At 64.9% G+C, this 16,801-nt stretch carries 14 protein-coding genes and 1 pseudogene; 11 read left to right on the forward strand and 4 right to left on the reverse strand.

Annotated features, from left to right (window positions below; genetic code table 11):
- The first annotated feature begins 544 nt into the window (after window positions 1–544).
- From ACVIW0_RS13525 to fahA, 3 genes are read left to right on the forward strand one after another with little or no spacing between them, the layout of a single operon-like run.
- Entirely contained in the window at window positions 545–862 is a 318-nt protein-coding gene (locus ACVIW0_RS13525; RefSeq protein WP_461352787.1) for a DUF485 domain-containing protein, read from the forward strand.
- Window positions 859–2,553: a cation/acetate symporter ActP gene (gene actP, locus ACVIW0_RS13530; RefSeq protein ID WP_461352788.1), complete on the forward strand. Its 1,695-nt coding sequence runs from the start codon at window positions 859–861 to the stop codon at window positions 2,551–2,553. Before ACVIW0_RS13525 ends, actP begins: the two co-directional genes overlap by 4 nt.
- A 23-nt stretch (window positions 2,554–2,576) precedes the next feature.
- The gene (gene fahA, locus ACVIW0_RS13535) at window positions 2,577–3,932 is read left to right on the forward strand and encodes a fumarylacetoacetase (protein ID WP_461352789.1); all 1,356 of its coding nucleotides are present in this window, start codon (window positions 2,577–2,579) and stop codon (window positions 3,930–3,932) included.
- A gap of 130 nt (window positions 3,933–4,062) precedes the next feature.
- On the opposite strand, the gene ACVIW0_RS13540 is transcribed toward fahA, so the two are convergent.
- Window positions 4,063–5,139 (reverse strand): AraC family transcriptional regulator, encoded by a 1,077-nt coding sequence (locus ACVIW0_RS13540; RefSeq protein WP_461352790.1) that lies wholly within the window; start codon window positions 5,137–5,139, stop codon window positions 4,063–4,065.
- Window positions 5,140–5,371: 232 nt separating this feature from the next.
- Here ACVIW0_RS13540 and ACVIW0_RS13545 point away from each other — a divergent pair, with 232 nt between their 5' ends.
- Complete coding sequence (locus ACVIW0_RS13545; protein ID WP_461352791.1) at window positions 5,372–6,139, forward strand: enoyl-CoA hydratase/isomerase family protein; 768 nt, start codon at window positions 5,372–5,374, stop codon at window positions 6,137–6,139.
- A 2-nt stretch (window positions 6,140–6,141) separates the two neighbouring features.
- Window positions 6,142–7,353: a CaiB/BaiF CoA transferase family protein gene (locus tag ACVIW0_RS13550; RefSeq protein WP_461352792.1), complete on the forward strand. Its 1,212-nt coding sequence runs from the start codon at window positions 6,142–6,144 to the stop codon at window positions 7,351–7,353.
- Between the two features lie 220 nt (window positions 7,354–7,573).
- On the opposite strand, the pseudogene ACVIW0_RS13555 reads toward ACVIW0_RS13550, so the two are convergent.
- Window positions 7,574–7,788: pseudogene (locus tag ACVIW0_RS13555) on the reverse strand (tyrosine-type recombinase/integrase); the annotation flags it as partial.
- A 264-nt stretch (window positions 7,789–8,052) separates the two neighbouring features.
- On the opposite strand from ACVIW0_RS13555, the gene ACVIW0_RS13560 reads away from it, so the two are divergent.
- From ACVIW0_RS13560 to ACVIW0_RS13570, 3 genes are all read left to right on the forward strand, one after another.
- Window positions 8,053–8,877, forward strand: a complete 825-nt coding sequence (locus ACVIW0_RS13560; protein ID WP_461352793.1) for a helix-turn-helix domain-containing protein — start codon at window positions 8,053–8,055, stop codon at window positions 8,875–8,877.
- A 62-nt stretch (window positions 8,878–8,939) separates the two neighbouring features.
- Window positions 8,940–9,605, forward strand: coding sequence for a DsbA family oxidoreductase (locus tag ACVIW0_RS13565; RefSeq protein WP_461352794.1), 666 nt, complete (start codon window positions 8,940–8,942; stop codon window positions 9,603–9,605).
- 84 nt (window positions 9,606–9,689) lie between these two features.
- Window positions 9,690–10,331 (forward strand): NIPSNAP family protein, encoded by a 642-nt coding sequence (locus ACVIW0_RS13570; RefSeq protein ID WP_461352795.1) that lies wholly within the window; start codon window positions 9,690–9,692, stop codon window positions 10,329–10,331.
- 231 nt (window positions 10,332–10,562) lie between these two features.
- Here the strand turns inward: ACVIW0_RS13570 and ACVIW0_RS13575 are convergent, their stop codons facing one another.
- Both ACVIW0_RS13575 and ACVIW0_RS13580 read right to left on the reverse strand, forming a co-directional pair.
- Window positions 10,563–11,741 (reverse strand): GNAT family N-acetyltransferase, encoded by a 1,179-nt coding sequence (locus tag ACVIW0_RS13575; protein WP_461352796.1) that lies wholly within the window; start codon window positions 11,739–11,741, stop codon window positions 10,563–10,565.
- A gap of 261 nt (window positions 11,742–12,002) precedes the next feature.
- A complete protein-coding gene (locus tag ACVIW0_RS13580) occupies window positions 12,003–12,455 on the reverse strand; it encodes a hypothetical protein (protein WP_461352797.1) in 453 nt (150 codons plus the stop codon).
- Between the two features lie 160 nt (window positions 12,456–12,615).
- On the opposite strand from ACVIW0_RS13580, the gene ACVIW0_RS13585 reads away from it, so the two are divergent.
- The 3 genes from ACVIW0_RS13585 to ACVIW0_RS13595 all read left to right on the forward strand — a co-directional run bounded on the left by ACVIW0_RS13585 (window position 12,616) and on the right by ACVIW0_RS13595 (window position 16,513).
- Entirely contained in the window at window positions 12,616–12,846 is a 231-nt protein-coding gene (locus ACVIW0_RS13585) for a hypothetical protein (RefSeq protein ID WP_461352798.1), read from the forward strand.
- A 137-nt stretch (window positions 12,847–12,983) separates the two neighbouring features.
- Window positions 12,984–14,426 carry a caspase family protein gene (locus ACVIW0_RS13590; protein ID WP_461352799.1) on the forward strand — a complete coding sequence of 481 codons (1,443 nt, stop codon included), beginning with the start codon at window positions 12,984–12,986 and terminating at the stop codon, window positions 14,424–14,426.
- 65 nt (window positions 14,427–14,491) lie between these two features.
- Entirely contained in the window at window positions 14,492–16,513 is a 2,022-nt protein-coding gene (locus ACVIW0_RS13595; protein WP_461352800.1) for a pyrroloquinoline quinone-dependent dehydrogenase, read from the forward strand.
- Window positions 16,514–16,801 lie beyond the last annotated feature (288 nt).

Genomic DNA, 16,801 nt, shown 5'->3' on the forward strand with positions numbered 1-16,801 from the left:
ATTCGCAAATCTTCCCCTGCTCACGAAGGGCAGATCGGCTTGACGACGCGCTCCCATCCCGCGGCATCGCGTCGTCAATTGAGCGAACCCCAGTGCATGCATTCGAGGATTGGTGGAGATCGGTCGAATCTCTTAACGGCGATAGCATTCGTCATATCGCCAGAGTCCGCCAGATCCAAAGTTGTTCTAAAGGAAATGAGCTCGCGTTGAGACTCAACAAGCGGTGACGCCGGCTGATTACAGAATTGTCGAAGACAAGCTTATCTCGGAAGCGCTAATTTCTGCGCGCGGTGCTGAACCCGTCCTACAACTTTTCGGCGTGGATCGTCCGCGGAATGACAAGAGAGGCGATGGCGCAAAAATCGTAGCCCACCCGGCGTGGCATGAAATCACCCGGAGTTTGGCAGGATATCACCTTGCCGGATCCAGTCGGATCCTGATGCTCGAAGCCTAGGAGAGGAGACGCCTCAAGCCCTGAGTTTCTGCGGAGCAACGCACGCGGATGGGCGCGACGGTCACCAAATGTCTCCGAGGGAGGAATGGGATGCCGCAGCTGTCGCCCGATCGCACGCTACAAATCCTTGCCAATCGCACGTTCAAGGAGCTCGTTTCGGGACGCGCGAGATTGCGATGGGGTCTGTCCATCCTGACGCTAGTCATGTTCTTCGGCTTCATCGCGCTGATCTCGACCGCGAAAGCCGCGCTGGGCGCGAGTTTCGCTGGCAGCGCGATGCCGCTCGGCTTTGCACTCGCGCTTCTCATGGTTGTGGTGATCATCGCCTCCACCGGCTTCTATGTTCAGCGCTCGAACACGCACTTCGACGAACTCGCCCGCAGCGTCAAGCGGGAGCTCGGCCGATGATCGCCAGATCGCTGCTGACAGCGCTTTGCGTGGCCTTTCCATTCGCCGCGGTGGCCCAGGGAGTGACTACAGTGGGGGCGCGCGGGCCCGACTGGATCGCGATCGGGATGTTCCTCATGATCGTCTCCGCGACGCTTGTCATCACCTGGCGCTCGGCCGGCAGCACCCGATCAAAGGCTGGCTTTTACACGGCCGGACATGCGATCACGCCGGTTCAGAACGGCCTGGCGACCGCTGGGGACTTCCTGTCGGCGGCGGCTTTCCTCGGCATCTCCGCGCTAGTCTATGCCAACGGCTTTGACGGCTTCATTTACGCACTCGGTTTTCTCACGGGGTGGCCGATCGTGCTGTTCCTGATGTCGGAGCGGATGCGCAATCTGGGCAGCTTCACATTTGCGGACGCCGCCGCATTTCGCTTGCAGCGAACGCCGGTTCGCCTCGTTGCTGCGACCGGAAGTCTCGTCGTCGTCTTGTTCTATCTGATCGCGCAGCTGATCGGCGCCGGCAAGGTGATCCAGCTCTTGTTCGGCATCAACTACATCTTCGCCGTGCTTGGCGTCGGCGTGCTGATGATTCTCTATGTGATCGTCGGCGGCATGCAGGCCACAACTTGGGTCCAAATCACCAAGGCTGTGCTGCTGCTGTGCGGTGGAACGCTGCTCGCGCTGGCCGCGATGTGGCATTTCGACTTCAGTCTTGGCCAGCTGCTCGAGGCCGCAAGCCACGTGCATCCCAAGGGGACCGCCATTCTCGTGCCCGGCGGACTATTTGCCGAGCCGCTTTCCGCCATCTCGCTCGGCCTCGCTTTGGTGTTCGGCACCGCCGGGCTACCGCACATTTTGATGCGGTTCTTCACAGTGAGGGATGCCGCGGCGGCCCGCAAATCGGTGTTCTATGCCACTGTCTGCGTGGCGTATTTCTGTTGGATCATTCCGGTTCTGGGCTTTGCCGCCGCGGCGATCCTGATGACCGATCCGAGCTACTTCAATGTCGCGGCGTCCGGGCAGTTCAACAAGATTGCCGACTTGGTCGGCGGGCCGAACATGGCGTCGATCCATCTCGCCCATGCGATGGGCGGCCCGCTGCTACTCGGGTTCATCTCGGCGGTGGCATTTGCGACCATTCTTGCCGTCGTCGCCGGCTTAACGCTCGCCGGCGCATCCGCCGTCAGCCATGACATTTACGGCCAAGTGCTATCCGGCGGCAAAGCATCGGAAGCGCGCGAGCTGTTGGTCTCGAAGATATCGGCTGTCGCCATCGGCATCGTTGCGGTTCTGCTGGCCTATGCCTTCGAGAACCAGAACGTGGCGTTCATGGCAGGACTTGCGTTGTCGGTGGCCGCGAGCTGCAATTTTCCGGTGCTGGCCATGGCGATGTTCTGGCGTGGCACCACCACGCGCGGTGCCGTCGCCGGTGGCCTCGCCGGGCTGGTCGCATCGGTCGTGCTGGTCGCGCTCAGCAAGACGGTCTGGGTCGCCGTCGTCGGTTTTCCGACCGCGCTGTTCCCGTACGACAATCCTGCGCTGGTCTCGATGCCGCTCGCCTTCCTGTTCGTCTGGCTGTTCTCGGTAACGGACCGCAGCGAACGCGCGGCGCGCGAACGCGAAGCGTTCGCGGCGCAGTTCATCCAATCCGAGATCGGAACGGCTTTGGCCAGCGGCCGCCCGGCGCTCGCCGCGGCGGCCTCGTGACATCGGGGCGCCTGGAAGGCAGCATGGCCAACACGTATGAACTCGACGAGACCCACGACCCGGCACGGCGCAGCTTTGTCGAGGCGGCAAACCGCGACGGAACCGACTTTCCGATCCAGAATTTGCCACTCGGTGTCTTCAGCACCGCGGCCGATCCTCGGCCGCGGACCGGCGCCGCAATTGGGGATTCAGTCTTCGATCTGAACCGAGCGCTCGGTTCGGACGAGCGCCTCGCGGTACCGATCCGCCAAGCCCTCGGGCGGAGCACGCTCAATGAGCTGTTCGCGCTCGGACCCGTGGCGATGCGCGAGCTGCGCCGCCGTGTCGTCGATGTGCTTGGCCAGGGCAGCGCGGCCAATGAAACTAGGCGCCATGCGTCCGAACTGCTGACGCCGCTTGCCGACGCAACGCTGCATCTGCCCACACGCGTCTCGAACTACACGGACTTCTATGCCGGCATCTATCACGCACAGGCGGCAGGTGCGCTGCTGACGCCGGAGAACCCGCTTCCCGCCAACTACAAATGGGTTCCCATCGCCTATCACGGCCGCGCCTCGTCCGTGCAGGTCGGCCGTGGGATCGTGCGGCGGCCGTTCGGGCAGCGTCCGCCAACGGTAGTGGGCGGTGCGCCGAGCTTCGGCCCATGCGAACGGTTGGATTTCGAGCTCGAGATGGGTTTCTACCTTGCTTCCGGCAACAGCCTCGGCAGTCCCGTTCCGCTCGCCGAAGCGGGGCAGCAGATTGTAGGCTATTCGCTGCTGAACGACTGGTCAGCGCGCGACATCCAGCGCTGGGAGATGTTTCCACTCGGTCCGTTCCTCAGCAAGAGCTTTGCCACCTCGGTGTCGCCTTGGGTCGTCACATCCGACGCTCTGGCGCCGTTCCGTGTCGCAGCGCTGGCGCGGCCGGACGGCGATCCGCGCCCGCTGGATTATCTGTTCGACACGGCCGATCAATCGCACGGCGGACTCGATATTCATCTCGAAGTCATGCTGTCGACCACACAGATGCGTGCCGTGAACCAGCCCGCCGCGGCGATCCTCTCATCCAACGCAAGATATCTGTACTGGACGCCAGCGCAGATGGTCGCGCACCACAGCATCAACGGCTGCAATCTGCAGCCGGGTGACCTGATCGGTACCGGCACCATCTCAGGTCCAAGCACGGCCCAGCTCTCGAGCATGCTCGAGTTCACCGCCGCAGGAGCGAGGCCGGCCGTGCTTCCGAACGGCGAGCGCCGCGGATTCCTCGAGGACGGCGACGAGGTGACTTTCCGCGGCCGCTGCAGCCGGGAAGGTTTTGCGAGTATCGGGTTCGGCTCATGTGTCGGCCGAATCGGCCCAGCCGATGCCGTCATTTCCGGAAGCAACCACGCCTGACAGCCGGAGGCTGATATGGAGTGTCAATCGCTGCTGATCTACGTACACCTTCAAACGGGAGCGGTCGACCCGGACGATTTCCGCTTTGGACAGCTCGTGACCTCGGCGGTTGGGCTGTCGCTGCTCCTTGTCACGCGTCTGGCGATGCTGCTGCTCGCGGCCCTGTAGGGTGACGGAAGTCCGACGGCGAGCGGTTTGTCCATTTCTTGAACGCCTTGCGAAAGCTGGTGGCATCGGCAAACCCGACACGCTCGGCGACCTGGTCGATTGCCAGATGGGTGTTTTCGAGCAGCTCCGTCGCGATCGACCGCCGCATCCCGTCGACGATCGACTGGAACGACTGGCCGTCTTCGGCCAGCCTGCGGTGGAAGGTTCGCAACGACAGGCCGAGCTGCGCTGCGATCTCCGGCGCGCCGGCAAATCGGTTTGGACTGTTGAGACAAGCGGCCCTGATCCGCCTGACCAGCTCGGATTCGCCGGGCCGCTCGGTCATGACGACGTCGCAGAGCTGGTGGCAGATCTTCGCGGTGATCGGGTTGGCGTTGGGGCAGGGCAGATTGAGCACCTTGGCGTCGAAATGCCATTCCATCCGATCGGCACCGAAGTCGATCGGGCAGTTGAACATCCGCTCGTAGTTGCGCCAGTGCGCGGGGGCGGCGAACGGAAAGATCATCCGCTTGCTCGGGAACGGCGATTCGAGGATGCGGCTGAACACCGCGGTCATCGAGCTGCGCCAGAACTCCGCAGCGAACGGCAGCAACTCGCCCAGCGGGTCGAGCCCATCGCTGCGCAGGATCGCGGTCGTTCCGTGCTCGATCCGGAAGCTGATCTGCCGCACCGCTGGCCCCGCCATCGTGATGTGATCGAGCGAAAACATCAGCGCTTCGCCGAATGTGCGGCTCGACACCAGCGCATAGCCGTAGATCCCATAATCGCTGATGCGTTGCCGGGCTCCCGCGAGCAGCCCGATGTCGGATCGCTTTGCCAGCCGCATCGCGTTGCGGTATATCGCCAGCCGCTGGCGGTGCGAGATCCGGGCATGCGGATCCTCGAGCTGGGAAGCGTCGAGACCGGTCCGCGCAAACAGCTCGCGAACCGATACGCCCTGCGCCGCGAGCTCGGCGGCCAGCGCGCCTAGGCCCAGCAGGCTCTGCGTCGGCGCATCGGGATCGCTCGAGATCGGCATCACGACCTTGATCGGCTTCATGACATTCCTCCCCGTCCGGCTGGCACAGATTGACAGGCCGACGAACGGCTCTTTCGGCCGTTTGGCAATTTTCGACATCATAATTGGCAGAGGTTGACGTTGTCACGCTTGTTATGACGAACGACATTCAAAACATCGGAACAGCGGGCCCCGTGCAGAACCGCCCGCATTGAGGAGACGTTCGCCCGCCGCGTCGAAGCGCGGCTGGCCGACTTTGAGCGGAGGGAACCCGATGGCGACAGTGCTTCATGGGATGGACGGCAAGGTTGGCGTGGTGACGCTGGCGAAGCCGCCGCACAATTTGCTCGATGACCAGCTCATCAATGATGTGATCCGCGCCTACCACGCGGTGGTCGCGGCCGGCTGCCGCGCCATCCTGCTGCGCAGTGCGATGCGGCACTTCTGCGCCGGCGCAGAGATGGCGTCGTGGGGAACAGGCACCAAGCTGCATACGGATCAGGCCGGCCTCGAAAAAGTCTGGCGCAGTCTCGAGGATGTGCCAGTCCCGACGGTTGCTGCCGTCAATGGCGGCGTGCTCGGCGGCGGGCTCGAACTCGCCTTGACCTGCGATATGATCATCGCGGCGAACACCGCGTTCCTCGGCCAGGTCGAGGTCGCGGTCGGACTGTTGCCGCTGCTCGGCGGCACCCAACGCATCGCGCAGCGCGCCGGCATCGCGCGGGCCAAGGAGATCGCGATGTTGGGCCGCCGTCACACGCCAGAGGCGTTCGAACGCTGGGGCATCGTCAACCTCGTCGTACCGGAAGCGGAATTGGGCGCATCATCGATGACCATGGCTCGGCAGCTTGCCGCCGGCCCGACCAAGGTCATCGAGGGCGTCAAGATGCAGGCGAACCTGCAGGCGCGCGGCGGTGTCGCGGCCGCAGACGCGCGCCAGGTCGAGATCAACAACATGATCTGGAAGACCAGGGATCGCCAGCGCGGCGCCGATGCCTTCTTCGCGTCGGGTCCGGCTACGGCCGTCTTCGAGGGAGACTGACGATGTCGGCTTCGCCTCTTCAAGGACTGCGGGTGGTCGACTTCACCCGTGTGCTGGCAGGTCCTCACTGCACCAAGACGTTGCGAGATCTCGGCGCCGACGTCACCAAGATCGAACCGCCGTCCGGCGACATCGCCCGCGCCGGACTGCCCTATGTCGGCGGCATGGGCCTCTATTTCGTGCAGCAGAATGCCGGCAAGCGAAACCTCAGCGTCGACCTGAACTACGCGGAGGGGCGCGAGATCGTCGCTCGCTTGTGTAAGGATGCCGACGTCGTCGTCGAGAATTTCCGTCCCGGCACCTTGGCGCGGTTCGGATTCAGCTACGACGACGTCCGTGCCTTCAATCCGGACATCATCTATGTCTCGCTGAGCGGCTATGGGCAGTCGACCTCCTGGCGCAATCGGCCGGCCTTTGCGCCTACGGTGCAGGCCGAGTCCGGCCTGACCTCGATCGTGCAGGACCATTTCGGCGCGGCGTTGTCGGAGCCGCGCGGCGATTCCTGCAGCCATGCCGACGTCTATACCGGGCTGCACGGCGTGATCGCCGTGCTCGCCGCGCTCCAGCATCGCGACCGCACCGGCGAGGGACAGCACGTCGACGTGTCGATGGCCGCGACGATGCTGTCGGTCAATGAGCGCGCTGGCGCGATGATGTCGGGCATCGACACCGAAGGCGAGCCGATCGCGCTGTCAGCTAATGAGTCGCACATCTTCGAGATGTCCGATGGCACCCGCCTGACGATCGCTGCCAGCCCAATCTATTCACCGATGTTCACGCGCTACTGCGCGATGATGCGGCGAGGCGATCTGCTGGCTGATCCGCGCTACGCCACCGCTAACCTTCGTCGGAAGAACATCGCGCCGCTGCTCGCTGAAATCCGCGCCTGGATCACGACATTCGAGAACCTCGAACAGTTGCAGGCACAGGTTAGCGAAGCCGGCCTCGCAGTCGGGCGCTTGCGCACCGTCAACGAGTTCGTGGAGACCGACTGGGCCAAGGAGTGGAATGCCGTGGTCGAGGTCGATGACCGCGCCGGTGGACTGGTCCGAATGCCAGGCAATCCCTGGATCTTTAGCCGCTCGGAACTGCCATTGCCAGGCTTGCCGGCCTATCAGGGCGAGCACAACGAAGACATCCTTGGCCAGCTCGACTTTGAGCCCGAGAGGATCAAGGATCTGAAGGAGCGCAACGTCCTGCTCAGCCGACGATAGACAGAGTGCGTCCGGGCGTGGTTAAAAGAAGGGTTCGATTGAACGGAGGAAAAATCCGACGGCATCGGGCGATCCGTGACGACCTCTCAGCATATTCCGCAGCGGAAATTTAGGGGCGCGGCTCACGATGCAGGCGGCAAACTGTTTTCCGAACCCTCTCACCGCAGGTTCTAACGTTCGATGCCCCGCGCTCGCAGGTAATCGAGAGGCTTGCGATGGTTTACTTGGAAGCTGCTAGTGTCGCGATGAATTCCTCCAGAGTCGGTGCGGCGCTGTTTATCGTTTGTGAAGCTCTTCGGGCTTTAGTTTGGTATACCGGCGCAGCGTCCGCCAATCCTTGTGACCGGTGACCAAAGCGACTTTTTCGATCGACAGCCCCGTCTCAAACAGACGGCTGGTGCCTTCATGTCGCAGGTCGTGGATCTTCAACTCGTCGCTCGCGTGAACGCCGCGCTTAGTCGGCCAGAGCCGGCGAGTTTGGGCTAGTTTGCGGACCCGTCGCCAGCCTTGTTGGTCGACGTCCAGTCGGCCTGCCGAGAATTATTTGGTGTCGCCGACTGGCTTCGAAGTGTTGGCATTTTTGTTGGTATTTGGCCAACCGCTGAAAAATAAATCCAGTGATCTCAAGGCGCTAGGTACCAATTTCCATTACCTCAGGCGTAATGGAACGGGCGAATTGCGCATGCTAGGTTTTGCAGCATGAACGCACATGCATCCATGGCGCGGGCCGAGCCCGCAAAACCCGTCCTGATCGGCGAGCACCTGCGCGAATGGCGGCAGCGCCGCCATCTCAGCCAGCTCGACCTCGCCGTCGATGCCGAGATCTCGGCGCGGCATCTGAGCTTCGTCGAGACCGGCCGCTCGGCGCCGTCGCGCGACATGGTCCTCAAACTGGCGGAGCGCCTCGACGTGCCCCTACGCGAACGCAACGTGCTGCTGGTCGCCGCGGGCTTCGCGCCCGCTTTCCCGCAACGCCCGCTGGACGATCCGGCGCTCAAATCGGCGCGCGAGGCGATCAACCTGGTGCTGAAGGCGCACGAGCCCAATCCGGCGCTGGCCTATGACCGGCACTGGAATCTGGTCTCCGCTAATCGCATGGTGGCGCCGTTGCTCGAGGGCGTGCCGCAACGGTTGCTCGGCCAACCCTTCAACATCCTGCGGCTGGCTTTCCACCCCGAAGGCCTCGCGCCGCGTACCGTCAACCTGGCGGAATGGGCCGCGCATCTTCTGGAGCGGCTGCATCGGCAATGCGAGGCGACGGCTGATCCGGAGCTGCTCAAGCTCTATCAGGACCTGAAGTCCTATCCGATCCCGGCGCGCTCCGCGCCGATCACGACCGACAACAACGTCGCGCTTCCGTTCAAGCTCCGCCTCAACGGGGCGATCCTGAGCTTCATCTCGACCACCATGGTGTTCGGCACGCCGGTCGACATCACTTTGCAGGAACTGGCGCTGGAGACCTTCTTTCCGGCCGACGAGCTCACCGCCGAGCGGATGCGGCAGATGGCAGCCAGTCTGAAATAGCGGCTTGTCTTGGGGCGCTATCGGCCTACCTTTGGGGTTCCAATTTTGCCGGGAACCCCGCCATGAGCGATCTGAAGCCGCTTCGCCTCGACATCGTCTCCGACGTCGTCTGCCCCTGGTGCTACATCGGCAAGCATCGCATCGAGGATGCGCTCAAGCTGGTGCCCGACGTGCCGGTCGAGGTGCACTGGCGGCCGTTCTTCCTCAACAACTGGGTGCCGCGCGAGGGTATCAGCCGCGACGAATACCTCACCGCGAAATTCGGCTCGGTCGAGGCCTACAAGGGCATCGCCGGCCGCGTGGTCGCCGCCGCCAGCGAGGAGGGGCTGACCTACCATCCCGACCTCGTCAAGCGCCAGCCCAACACGATCGACTGCCACCGCCTGATCCACTGGGCCGAGGCCAAGGGCAAGGCGGCCGAGATGAAGCAGCGGCTGATGGAGCTGTATTTCCGCGACGGCGGCGATCTCACCGACACCAATGTGTTGGTGCAGGCAGCGGCCGATGTCGGGCTCAACGCCGACGACGTGCGCGAGCGCCTGGCCACCGACGAGGATGTCGCCCTGGTCTCGTCGCAGGCCCAGGAGGCCGCCGAGAAGGGCATTTCCGGCGTGCCGACCTTCGTATTCGCGCAGAAATACGCGGTGTCCGGCGCCCAGCCGGCCGAGCAGCTCGCCCGCGCCATCCGCCAGGTCTCGGCCGAGATCAACGCGCAGGCGGCGGAATAGTCCGCTATCCCCATCGAAAGCCCGGCTCGCGCCGGGCTTTTTCATGTGTCCACGCCATCAATCCAAACAATCAGGGAGACACCCATGATCTATGAGCTGCGCACCTACACGGTCCGTCCGGGCACCGTCGGCGAGATGGTGAAGGCCGCGAGCACGATCTCGCGCGACATCCGCGGCGACAATTTCGGCAAGCTGGAGGGCTACTGGATCACCGAGATCGGTCCGCTCAATCAGGTCATGCACATGTGGAGCTACGCCGATCTCAATGAGCGGACCCGGCTGCGCGCAGAGCTTTCCAAAAATCCGCGTTGGACCGGCGAGTACATTCCGGCGATCCGTCCGCTCTTGGTGCGCCAGGAGGTCCGGCTGCTCAATGCGATCATTCCGCCGGTGGCACCGGCCACCAACAAGGGCAACATCTACGAATTCCGCAACTATCGCGCCAAGCCGCTCGGCGGCGTCAAGCAATGGCTCGACCTGATCACCGGCGTGATGCCGGAGCGCGAGAAATACTCCAAGATCGTCGGCCTCTGGCACACCGATTCAGGACAGCCCAACGAGGTTTGCCACATCTGGGCCTATCCCGATCTCAACGCCCGTGCCGCGGCGCGTGGTGGCGCGATGAAGGATCCGGCCTGGCTGGAATTCCTGAGCAAGGGCACGCAGCTGCTGGAGGAGATGCACTCGACCATCATGCTGCCGGCGCCGCACTCGCCATTGCAGTAAGGGGACGACGGTCGCGCTGCCGCAGGCCGCGGCGAGCTCGAGAACGCCAGCAGAAAGCCTCAACCGATGTTTCCATCGGATGAGGCTTTCCAGCCAAGGGCATGCGCTGCCTGAGAAACAGCGCACCGCAACGCTAGTGAGGCCGGCTGACACCAAACTGACGGCGACATCCAATTGTTTCTTGCTGTGCCTGTATGGGCTAGGAAAGAGTAAAGCGCTGGCCGCGCTGGATCAGGCCGCCCGCCGGCTGCGGATCAAGCGGACGGCGCTGCGCGCCGTTTCATAGCCGAACCTGTTCAGGGTCAGCGCGGCATGGATGGCGGTGACCAGCGGATCGCGGCGCCGCAGCGGCAGCAGTACGTCGCCGATCGCAAACCGCCCGCGCCAGAGCGGGTCGATCATGGGGTGGCCGGGCGCCGCGGTGGAATCCGCTGAACTGATCGCGGGATCGGCGCAGAGGTGGCGTGTCAGCTCCAGCGTCAGCTGCGTGCCGGGCGAATGCTTCGCGAAGCGCTCGTCGATGCCGATCTTGAAAAAGAACGCGCGATCCTGGTGGCGCACCACGATGCCGGCTGCGACCGCGGTGCTGCCGGCATGCAGCGTGACGATCTCGCAGCCGCCGGTCTCGGCCATCGCCGACGTCGCGCGGCGGATGAAGGTGGCGTCGCCGGCATGCTGGCCGAGCGCCGTGCCGCGCTGGCCCTTCCAGCCGCCGGCTTCGAGGGCAAGGAAGGTCTCGAGCGCCGCGGCAATTGCGCGCGGCGTGCGGGCGACGTCGAAGCGAACCGCGCCGTGGTCGGCCAGGCGATGGCGCTGGCGGCGCAGCTCCTTCAGCTTCTTGGGCCCGAGCGCGTCGCGCAGCAATTCGTCGGCATCGCGCGTCGCATCGAGCTGTGCGCGCTGCCAGGCGCTCAGCACGCGCGGCGCCAAACCGTCGCGCGCGAGCACCGCGCGGATCGCCGCCATCGCCGGGCCTTCGAGCGACATTGTGCGCAGGATCAGCGCGTGCGCGCCCGCATCGCGGGCCTGCTGCAGCATCTTGACGGCCGCCTCTTCGGCAGCGTCGCGGTCGAGCAGCGGCGTGCACAGCGTGCCGTAGGGTTCGGCGCCGACCAGCGCGGGCAATGGAACGTGGTAGACCCGCCGCATCGGAATGACCGGCAACAGCCCGATCAACTGTCCGGCATCGCCGGTGGCGCTGAGCAGCAACGCGCCGGTGCGGCCGCGCGCCGAGGCATCGACCGCCAATTCCCAATCCGCCTGGTAGTAGCCATTGGCCTCGATCGCGCGCTCGGCAAGCGCATGCCATGCACCGACCGGCGCGCCTGACAGCGGCGGCAACGCGCGATCGCGCGCGGCATCCTTGCGCGATGCACGGCGGATCATTGCCTGGTCAGCTATATCGGCCACGTCCCTGTTTCCCCGGCGCGTCCGCACGGCAGCTCAGCCGGCGTTCGTCAGGGGCAACGCTTAAGCCAAAGAGATGGAAAATGCCGTTGAGGCCACCGGGCAATTTGAGCGGTCTTGTTAACGCACCGTTCAGCATATGGCGGACGGCACGATCGCACTTGTGCGGTGACCGACCAGCCATCAGCTGCGCGAACAGCGCGCCGCCCGCAACGGCTGCCGCTCATTGGTGGCGTCACCGCCGGCGCATATTGACGTCCCAGGCTAAGGTTTGGTGCTGCGTTGCGTGTCCGCCGCAACGGTGCTTTCGACCGGCTCATAGGTCTCGGTCACGCAATTGTCGTCGGCCTCGACCTGGCGGCGATCGAAGATCGCGCCTTCATTGATGAAGACGCGATAGGTTTGCGTCCCAAGCGGCTTGCCGATGACAGACGTCAGCTCGGCGCGCACGCAGGCGGTCCAGCCGGTGCCGCGCGGATCGTGCAGCGGGGTGGAGACGCGCACATGGGTCGGCTGTGAGCCGGCGGTGAACACCGAGTCCAATTTGCCGGCGACCAGCCGCTTGACATCCGGAGGCGTCTCGAGCGGCGCTGGTTCGGTGGCCTTGACCCGCAAGGCTTCCGGCCACACCGCGTGGCTGTCCGCAAGCCCGCAGCCACTCAAAATCAAGGCGGCGCCGGCCAGCAGCGCCGCCAGTTTTACTGGTCCCTGTCCCATCCCGCGAATTTAATGTACCGCTGCCAAGATTGCGCCCCCCTGGTGGCGCTGTATTCGCGTTACGCGACGCTTTGTCGATCAACAAATGTCGAGCGACACGTTATCGTCGGGGTAGAGGTATTGCAGGATGTTTCCACGGCTGCGGGGGAGAGAGATGGACATGAGAAGCTTCACCGTTGCTGCCGTCGTTCTGGCGCTGATCGCGACGCCGACCCTGGCCCAGGGCCGGCGAGGCGGCGGCGGGGGCGACGACAGGAAGGTGGAGCAGAAGCCCAAGGTCGACGAGAAGGCCTACAAGGCCGCGCTCGATCGGATCCCCGAGCCCAAGGAAAAATACGATCCCTGGGGCGTCACCAAGCCGGCCGCCGATCCGGCCAAGAAGCCGAAATAGTCAGCCGAAAGCGCCGGACGCAGCGGGCGGCTTCCACAATTCCATCAGAAGCCGTGTCGGTAGCTGCAGATTGGCACGACATGAACCTTCGCTTGATGGCGTCAGACCCATCTCCGATGTCAACATCGGAGGCCGCCATGTTGCGCCGTTCGCTCCTCAGCCTGCTCGTTCCGGTTGCGATCCTGTTCGGCGCCGCGCCGGCATCGGCGGAAAACCGGCTGGCGCTGGTGATCGGGCAGTCGGCCTACAAGTCGGTGGCCGCGCTGCCCAATCCGGCCAACGATGCTAAGGCGATGACCCAGATGCTGACCGATGCCGGATTTGCCGTGACGACGGCATCGGATCTGTCCCAGGACGAGATGCGCGCCCGGATCAGCGACTTCGCCGGCGAGGTGGCGGCGAAGGGCGCCGACACCGTGGCGCTGGTGTTCTACGCCGGGCACGGCCTGCAAATCGATGGCGAGAATTACCTGGTGCCGGTCGACGTCGATCCGAAGCGCGAGGCCGACATCCCGATCCAGGCGGTTCGCCTCAACGACATCCTGAACACGCTGACCTCGGTGCCGAGCCGGATGCGCATCGTGTTGCTCGATGCCTGCCGCAACAATCCGTTCCCGGAGCTCGGCAAGACCGCGGGGCACGGGCTCGCCATCGTCGATGCCAGGATCGGCGCGCCCGGCACCTTCGTGTCGTTCTCGACCTCGCCGGGGGCGGAAGCCGAGGATGGCAGCGGCGCCAACAGTCCCTATACGACCGCGTTGCTGGCGACCGCGAAGGAGCCTGGGCTTGCGATCGAGGACACCTTCAAGCGGGTTCGGCTTGCGGTGAACAAGGCGACCGACGGCCGCCAGACACCCTGGGACTCCTCGTCGCTGACCGACGACTTCCGCTTCATCGCGGGAACTGCGGCTGCGCCCGCGGCCACGCCGACGCCGGCCAAGCGCACCGTCGACGAATGGAAGCGCGATTTGCAGGGCAAGCCGATCGAGGTCGCGAACGCATTGATCGTGATCGACGGCACCGATGAATCCTACGAGGCTTTTGCCGCGATCTTCGCCGGCACGCCGCGCGGCCTGCAGGCGCGCGACTGGCTCGACCGGCATCGCCGCATGGTAGCGTGGAACAACGCCATCATCGCTAATACGGCGGCGGCCTATCGCAGCTTCCTCGTGCAATATCCTGACAGCGACCTGACGGCCACCGCGCGCAAGATGATCGAGCGGCTGCGCTACCATCCCGAGCTGACGCCGGCCGCGGCGGTCAGCGTGCCCGCGACCAATGTCGCGCTGGCGGTGCCGACCTGTCCCTGCAACGCGGCGCCACCGCCGCAGCAGAAGGCCGCTATCGCGCCGGCAAAGCAGCGTGTCGAGAAACGTGCCGAGCCCGATCCGCCGCGGCGAGCCGGCAAGCGGCCGCCGCGCGTCGTGGTCGAGGACGACGTCGTGGTGGTCCGCCGTCCGCCGCCGGCCGTGGTCTATGAGCCTGTCGGACCGCCTGTTGGAATCGGCATTGGCATCGGCATCGGCGGTGGTGGCTATCGCGGCAACGACGGCGGCGGCTATCGCAGGGGTGGATACTGACGCGCCGATCGCGTAAACGCTTTCCCCGCATCAGATGCGCCGTCCGCATCTCGCGGGAGGACGCAATGCGATCCCTGTTTGGCCTGCTGGCCGCGCTGCTGTGGGTGCAGCCGGCGCTCGCCTGGGAGTATTGGGGCGGCGACCGCGGCGGCACACGCTTTTCGCCATTGACGCAGATCACGACAGACAATGTCGCCACGCTGGTGCGTGGCTGGGAATTCCGCACCGGCGATCTCGCGGCGCGCCCGCCCGAGGTCGTGAAGCGCACCAAGTTCGAGGTGACGCCGCTGTTCGTCGAGGACAGCCTGATCCTCTGCACGCCGTTCAACGAGGTGATCGCGCTCGATCCCGGCACCGGCGCGCCAAAATGGCGGTTCGATCCGCAGATCAGCATGAAGCAGCGGCCGGCCAACCGCTTCGTCTGCCGCGGCGTCGCGCACTGGACCGATGAGCGTGCGGCTGAAGGCGCGGCCTGCAAGTCACGCATCTTCACCGGCACCAATGACACGCGCCTGATCGCGCTCGATGCCAAAACCGGCAGGCCCTGCGCCGATTTCGGCAATGACGGCGAGATCAAGATCGACGCCGGGATGAAGCTGGAATGGCCGGGCGAATTTCAGATCACCTCGGCGCCGGTGACCGGGCGCGGCGTGGTCGTGGTCGGCTCGGCGATCGGCGACAACCGGCGGGTCGATGCGCCGCTCGGCGCGGTGCGCGCCTTCGATGCGCGGAGCGGCCAGCCGCGCTGGACTTTCGATCCGCTCGTGCATCACGGGGTGGAGGCCGGTCACAGCAACGTCTGGGCGCCGATGTCGGTGGACGAGGAGCGGGGCCTGGTGTTCCTGCCGACGACGTCACCCAGTCCGGATTTCTGGGGCGGCAAGCGTCCCGGCAATGACGAGCACGCCAATTCCGTCGTCGCGCTGCGGATCGAGACCGGCGAATTGGTGTGGGCGTTCCAGACCGTGCATCACGACGTCTGGGATTACGACCTGCCGGCGCAGCCGACGCTGGCGCGGATCGACACCGGCAACGGCATGCGCGATGTCGTGATCCAGCCAACCAAGCAGGGCTTCGTGTTTGTGCTCGACCGCGACACCGGCAAGCCGGTGTGGCCGGTCGAGGAGCGCGCGGTGCCGCAGAACGGTGCCGAAGGTGAACAGCTGTCGCCGACGCAGCCGTTCCCGACCCATGTGCCGCCGCTGCTGACGCAGCGCATGACGGCCGACGATGTCGCAGGCCTGCTGCCGGGCGTCGGCAGCGCAGCGTGCGACAGACTGCTCGCGCAATCCCGCAACGAGGGGCTTTACACGCCGCCGTCGACGCAAGGCACGATCGTCTATCCGATGACCGGCGGCGGCGTGAACTGGGGCAGCGCGGCGTTCGATCCGGTGAACCAGATCCTGTTCGCCAATGTCAGCCATGCCGCGCATGTCGTCACGCTGATTCCGCGCGACCAGGCCAAGGGCTTCAATCCGCCGCCCGGCCATGATTTCGGCCAGCAGGAGGGCGCGCCGTTCGCGATGTCGCGGGCGTTGGCGATGACGCCGGTCGGGACGCCTTGCAACAAGCCGCCATGGGGCGAGACCGTGGCGGTCGACCTGAAGGCCGGCAAGATCCTCTGGCATGCGTCGGTCGGCACCAGCGAGGATGTCGCGCCGCTCGGCATCGCGCTCGACACCGGCACGCCGCTGGTCAATGGCGTCGCGATCACCGCGGGCGGCGTGCTGTTCACCGGGGCGATGGATGCGTACTTGCGCGCGTTCGATGTCAAATCGGGACGCCAATTGTGGCTCGGCCGGCTTCCGGTGCCGGGCGTCGCCAATCCGATGACCTATCTCTGGAAGGGCGAACAGTACGTCGTGATCGGCGCCGGCGGCCATTCCGAGGCGGGCACATCGATCGGCGACAGCGTGGTGGCGTTTCGTCTGCCGCGGCAGGGCGAGGGGGTGTCGCTGTGGACGCGCCTGATCGATCGTCCCGGCGGGCGATTTGTTGCGAAGGCTGTGGCCGCCGGTCTCGTGCTCGGCGTCCTCGTTGCCTTGTTGTGGCGCTGGCGGCGGAGTCGCCGCTCGCGATCCGCCTAGGCACTGCCCCGCCGCGGGGCGCGCGCCGCCAAAACAGCGAAAACAACCCCATGCAAAGGAGCCGGCGGCTGCCGCCGTCCGAAAAGCAACTTGACATGTCGGGCAACTCAGGGGTATTTTTCCATTATTCCGAAATGGTGCAGGCGTCGCCTCGCTCCGCTCAAGCGCGATGTTTCCCGTGAAAGGGTGCGAAGGGATGGACGGATGTCACCGCACCGGCTCCACGACAAATACAAGTCTCGCATCTTGCAGCCGCATGAAAGTAGTCGAGACGCCGATTTGATAGGC

Source organism: Bradyrhizobium sp. USDA 4454 (assembly GCF_054822705.1).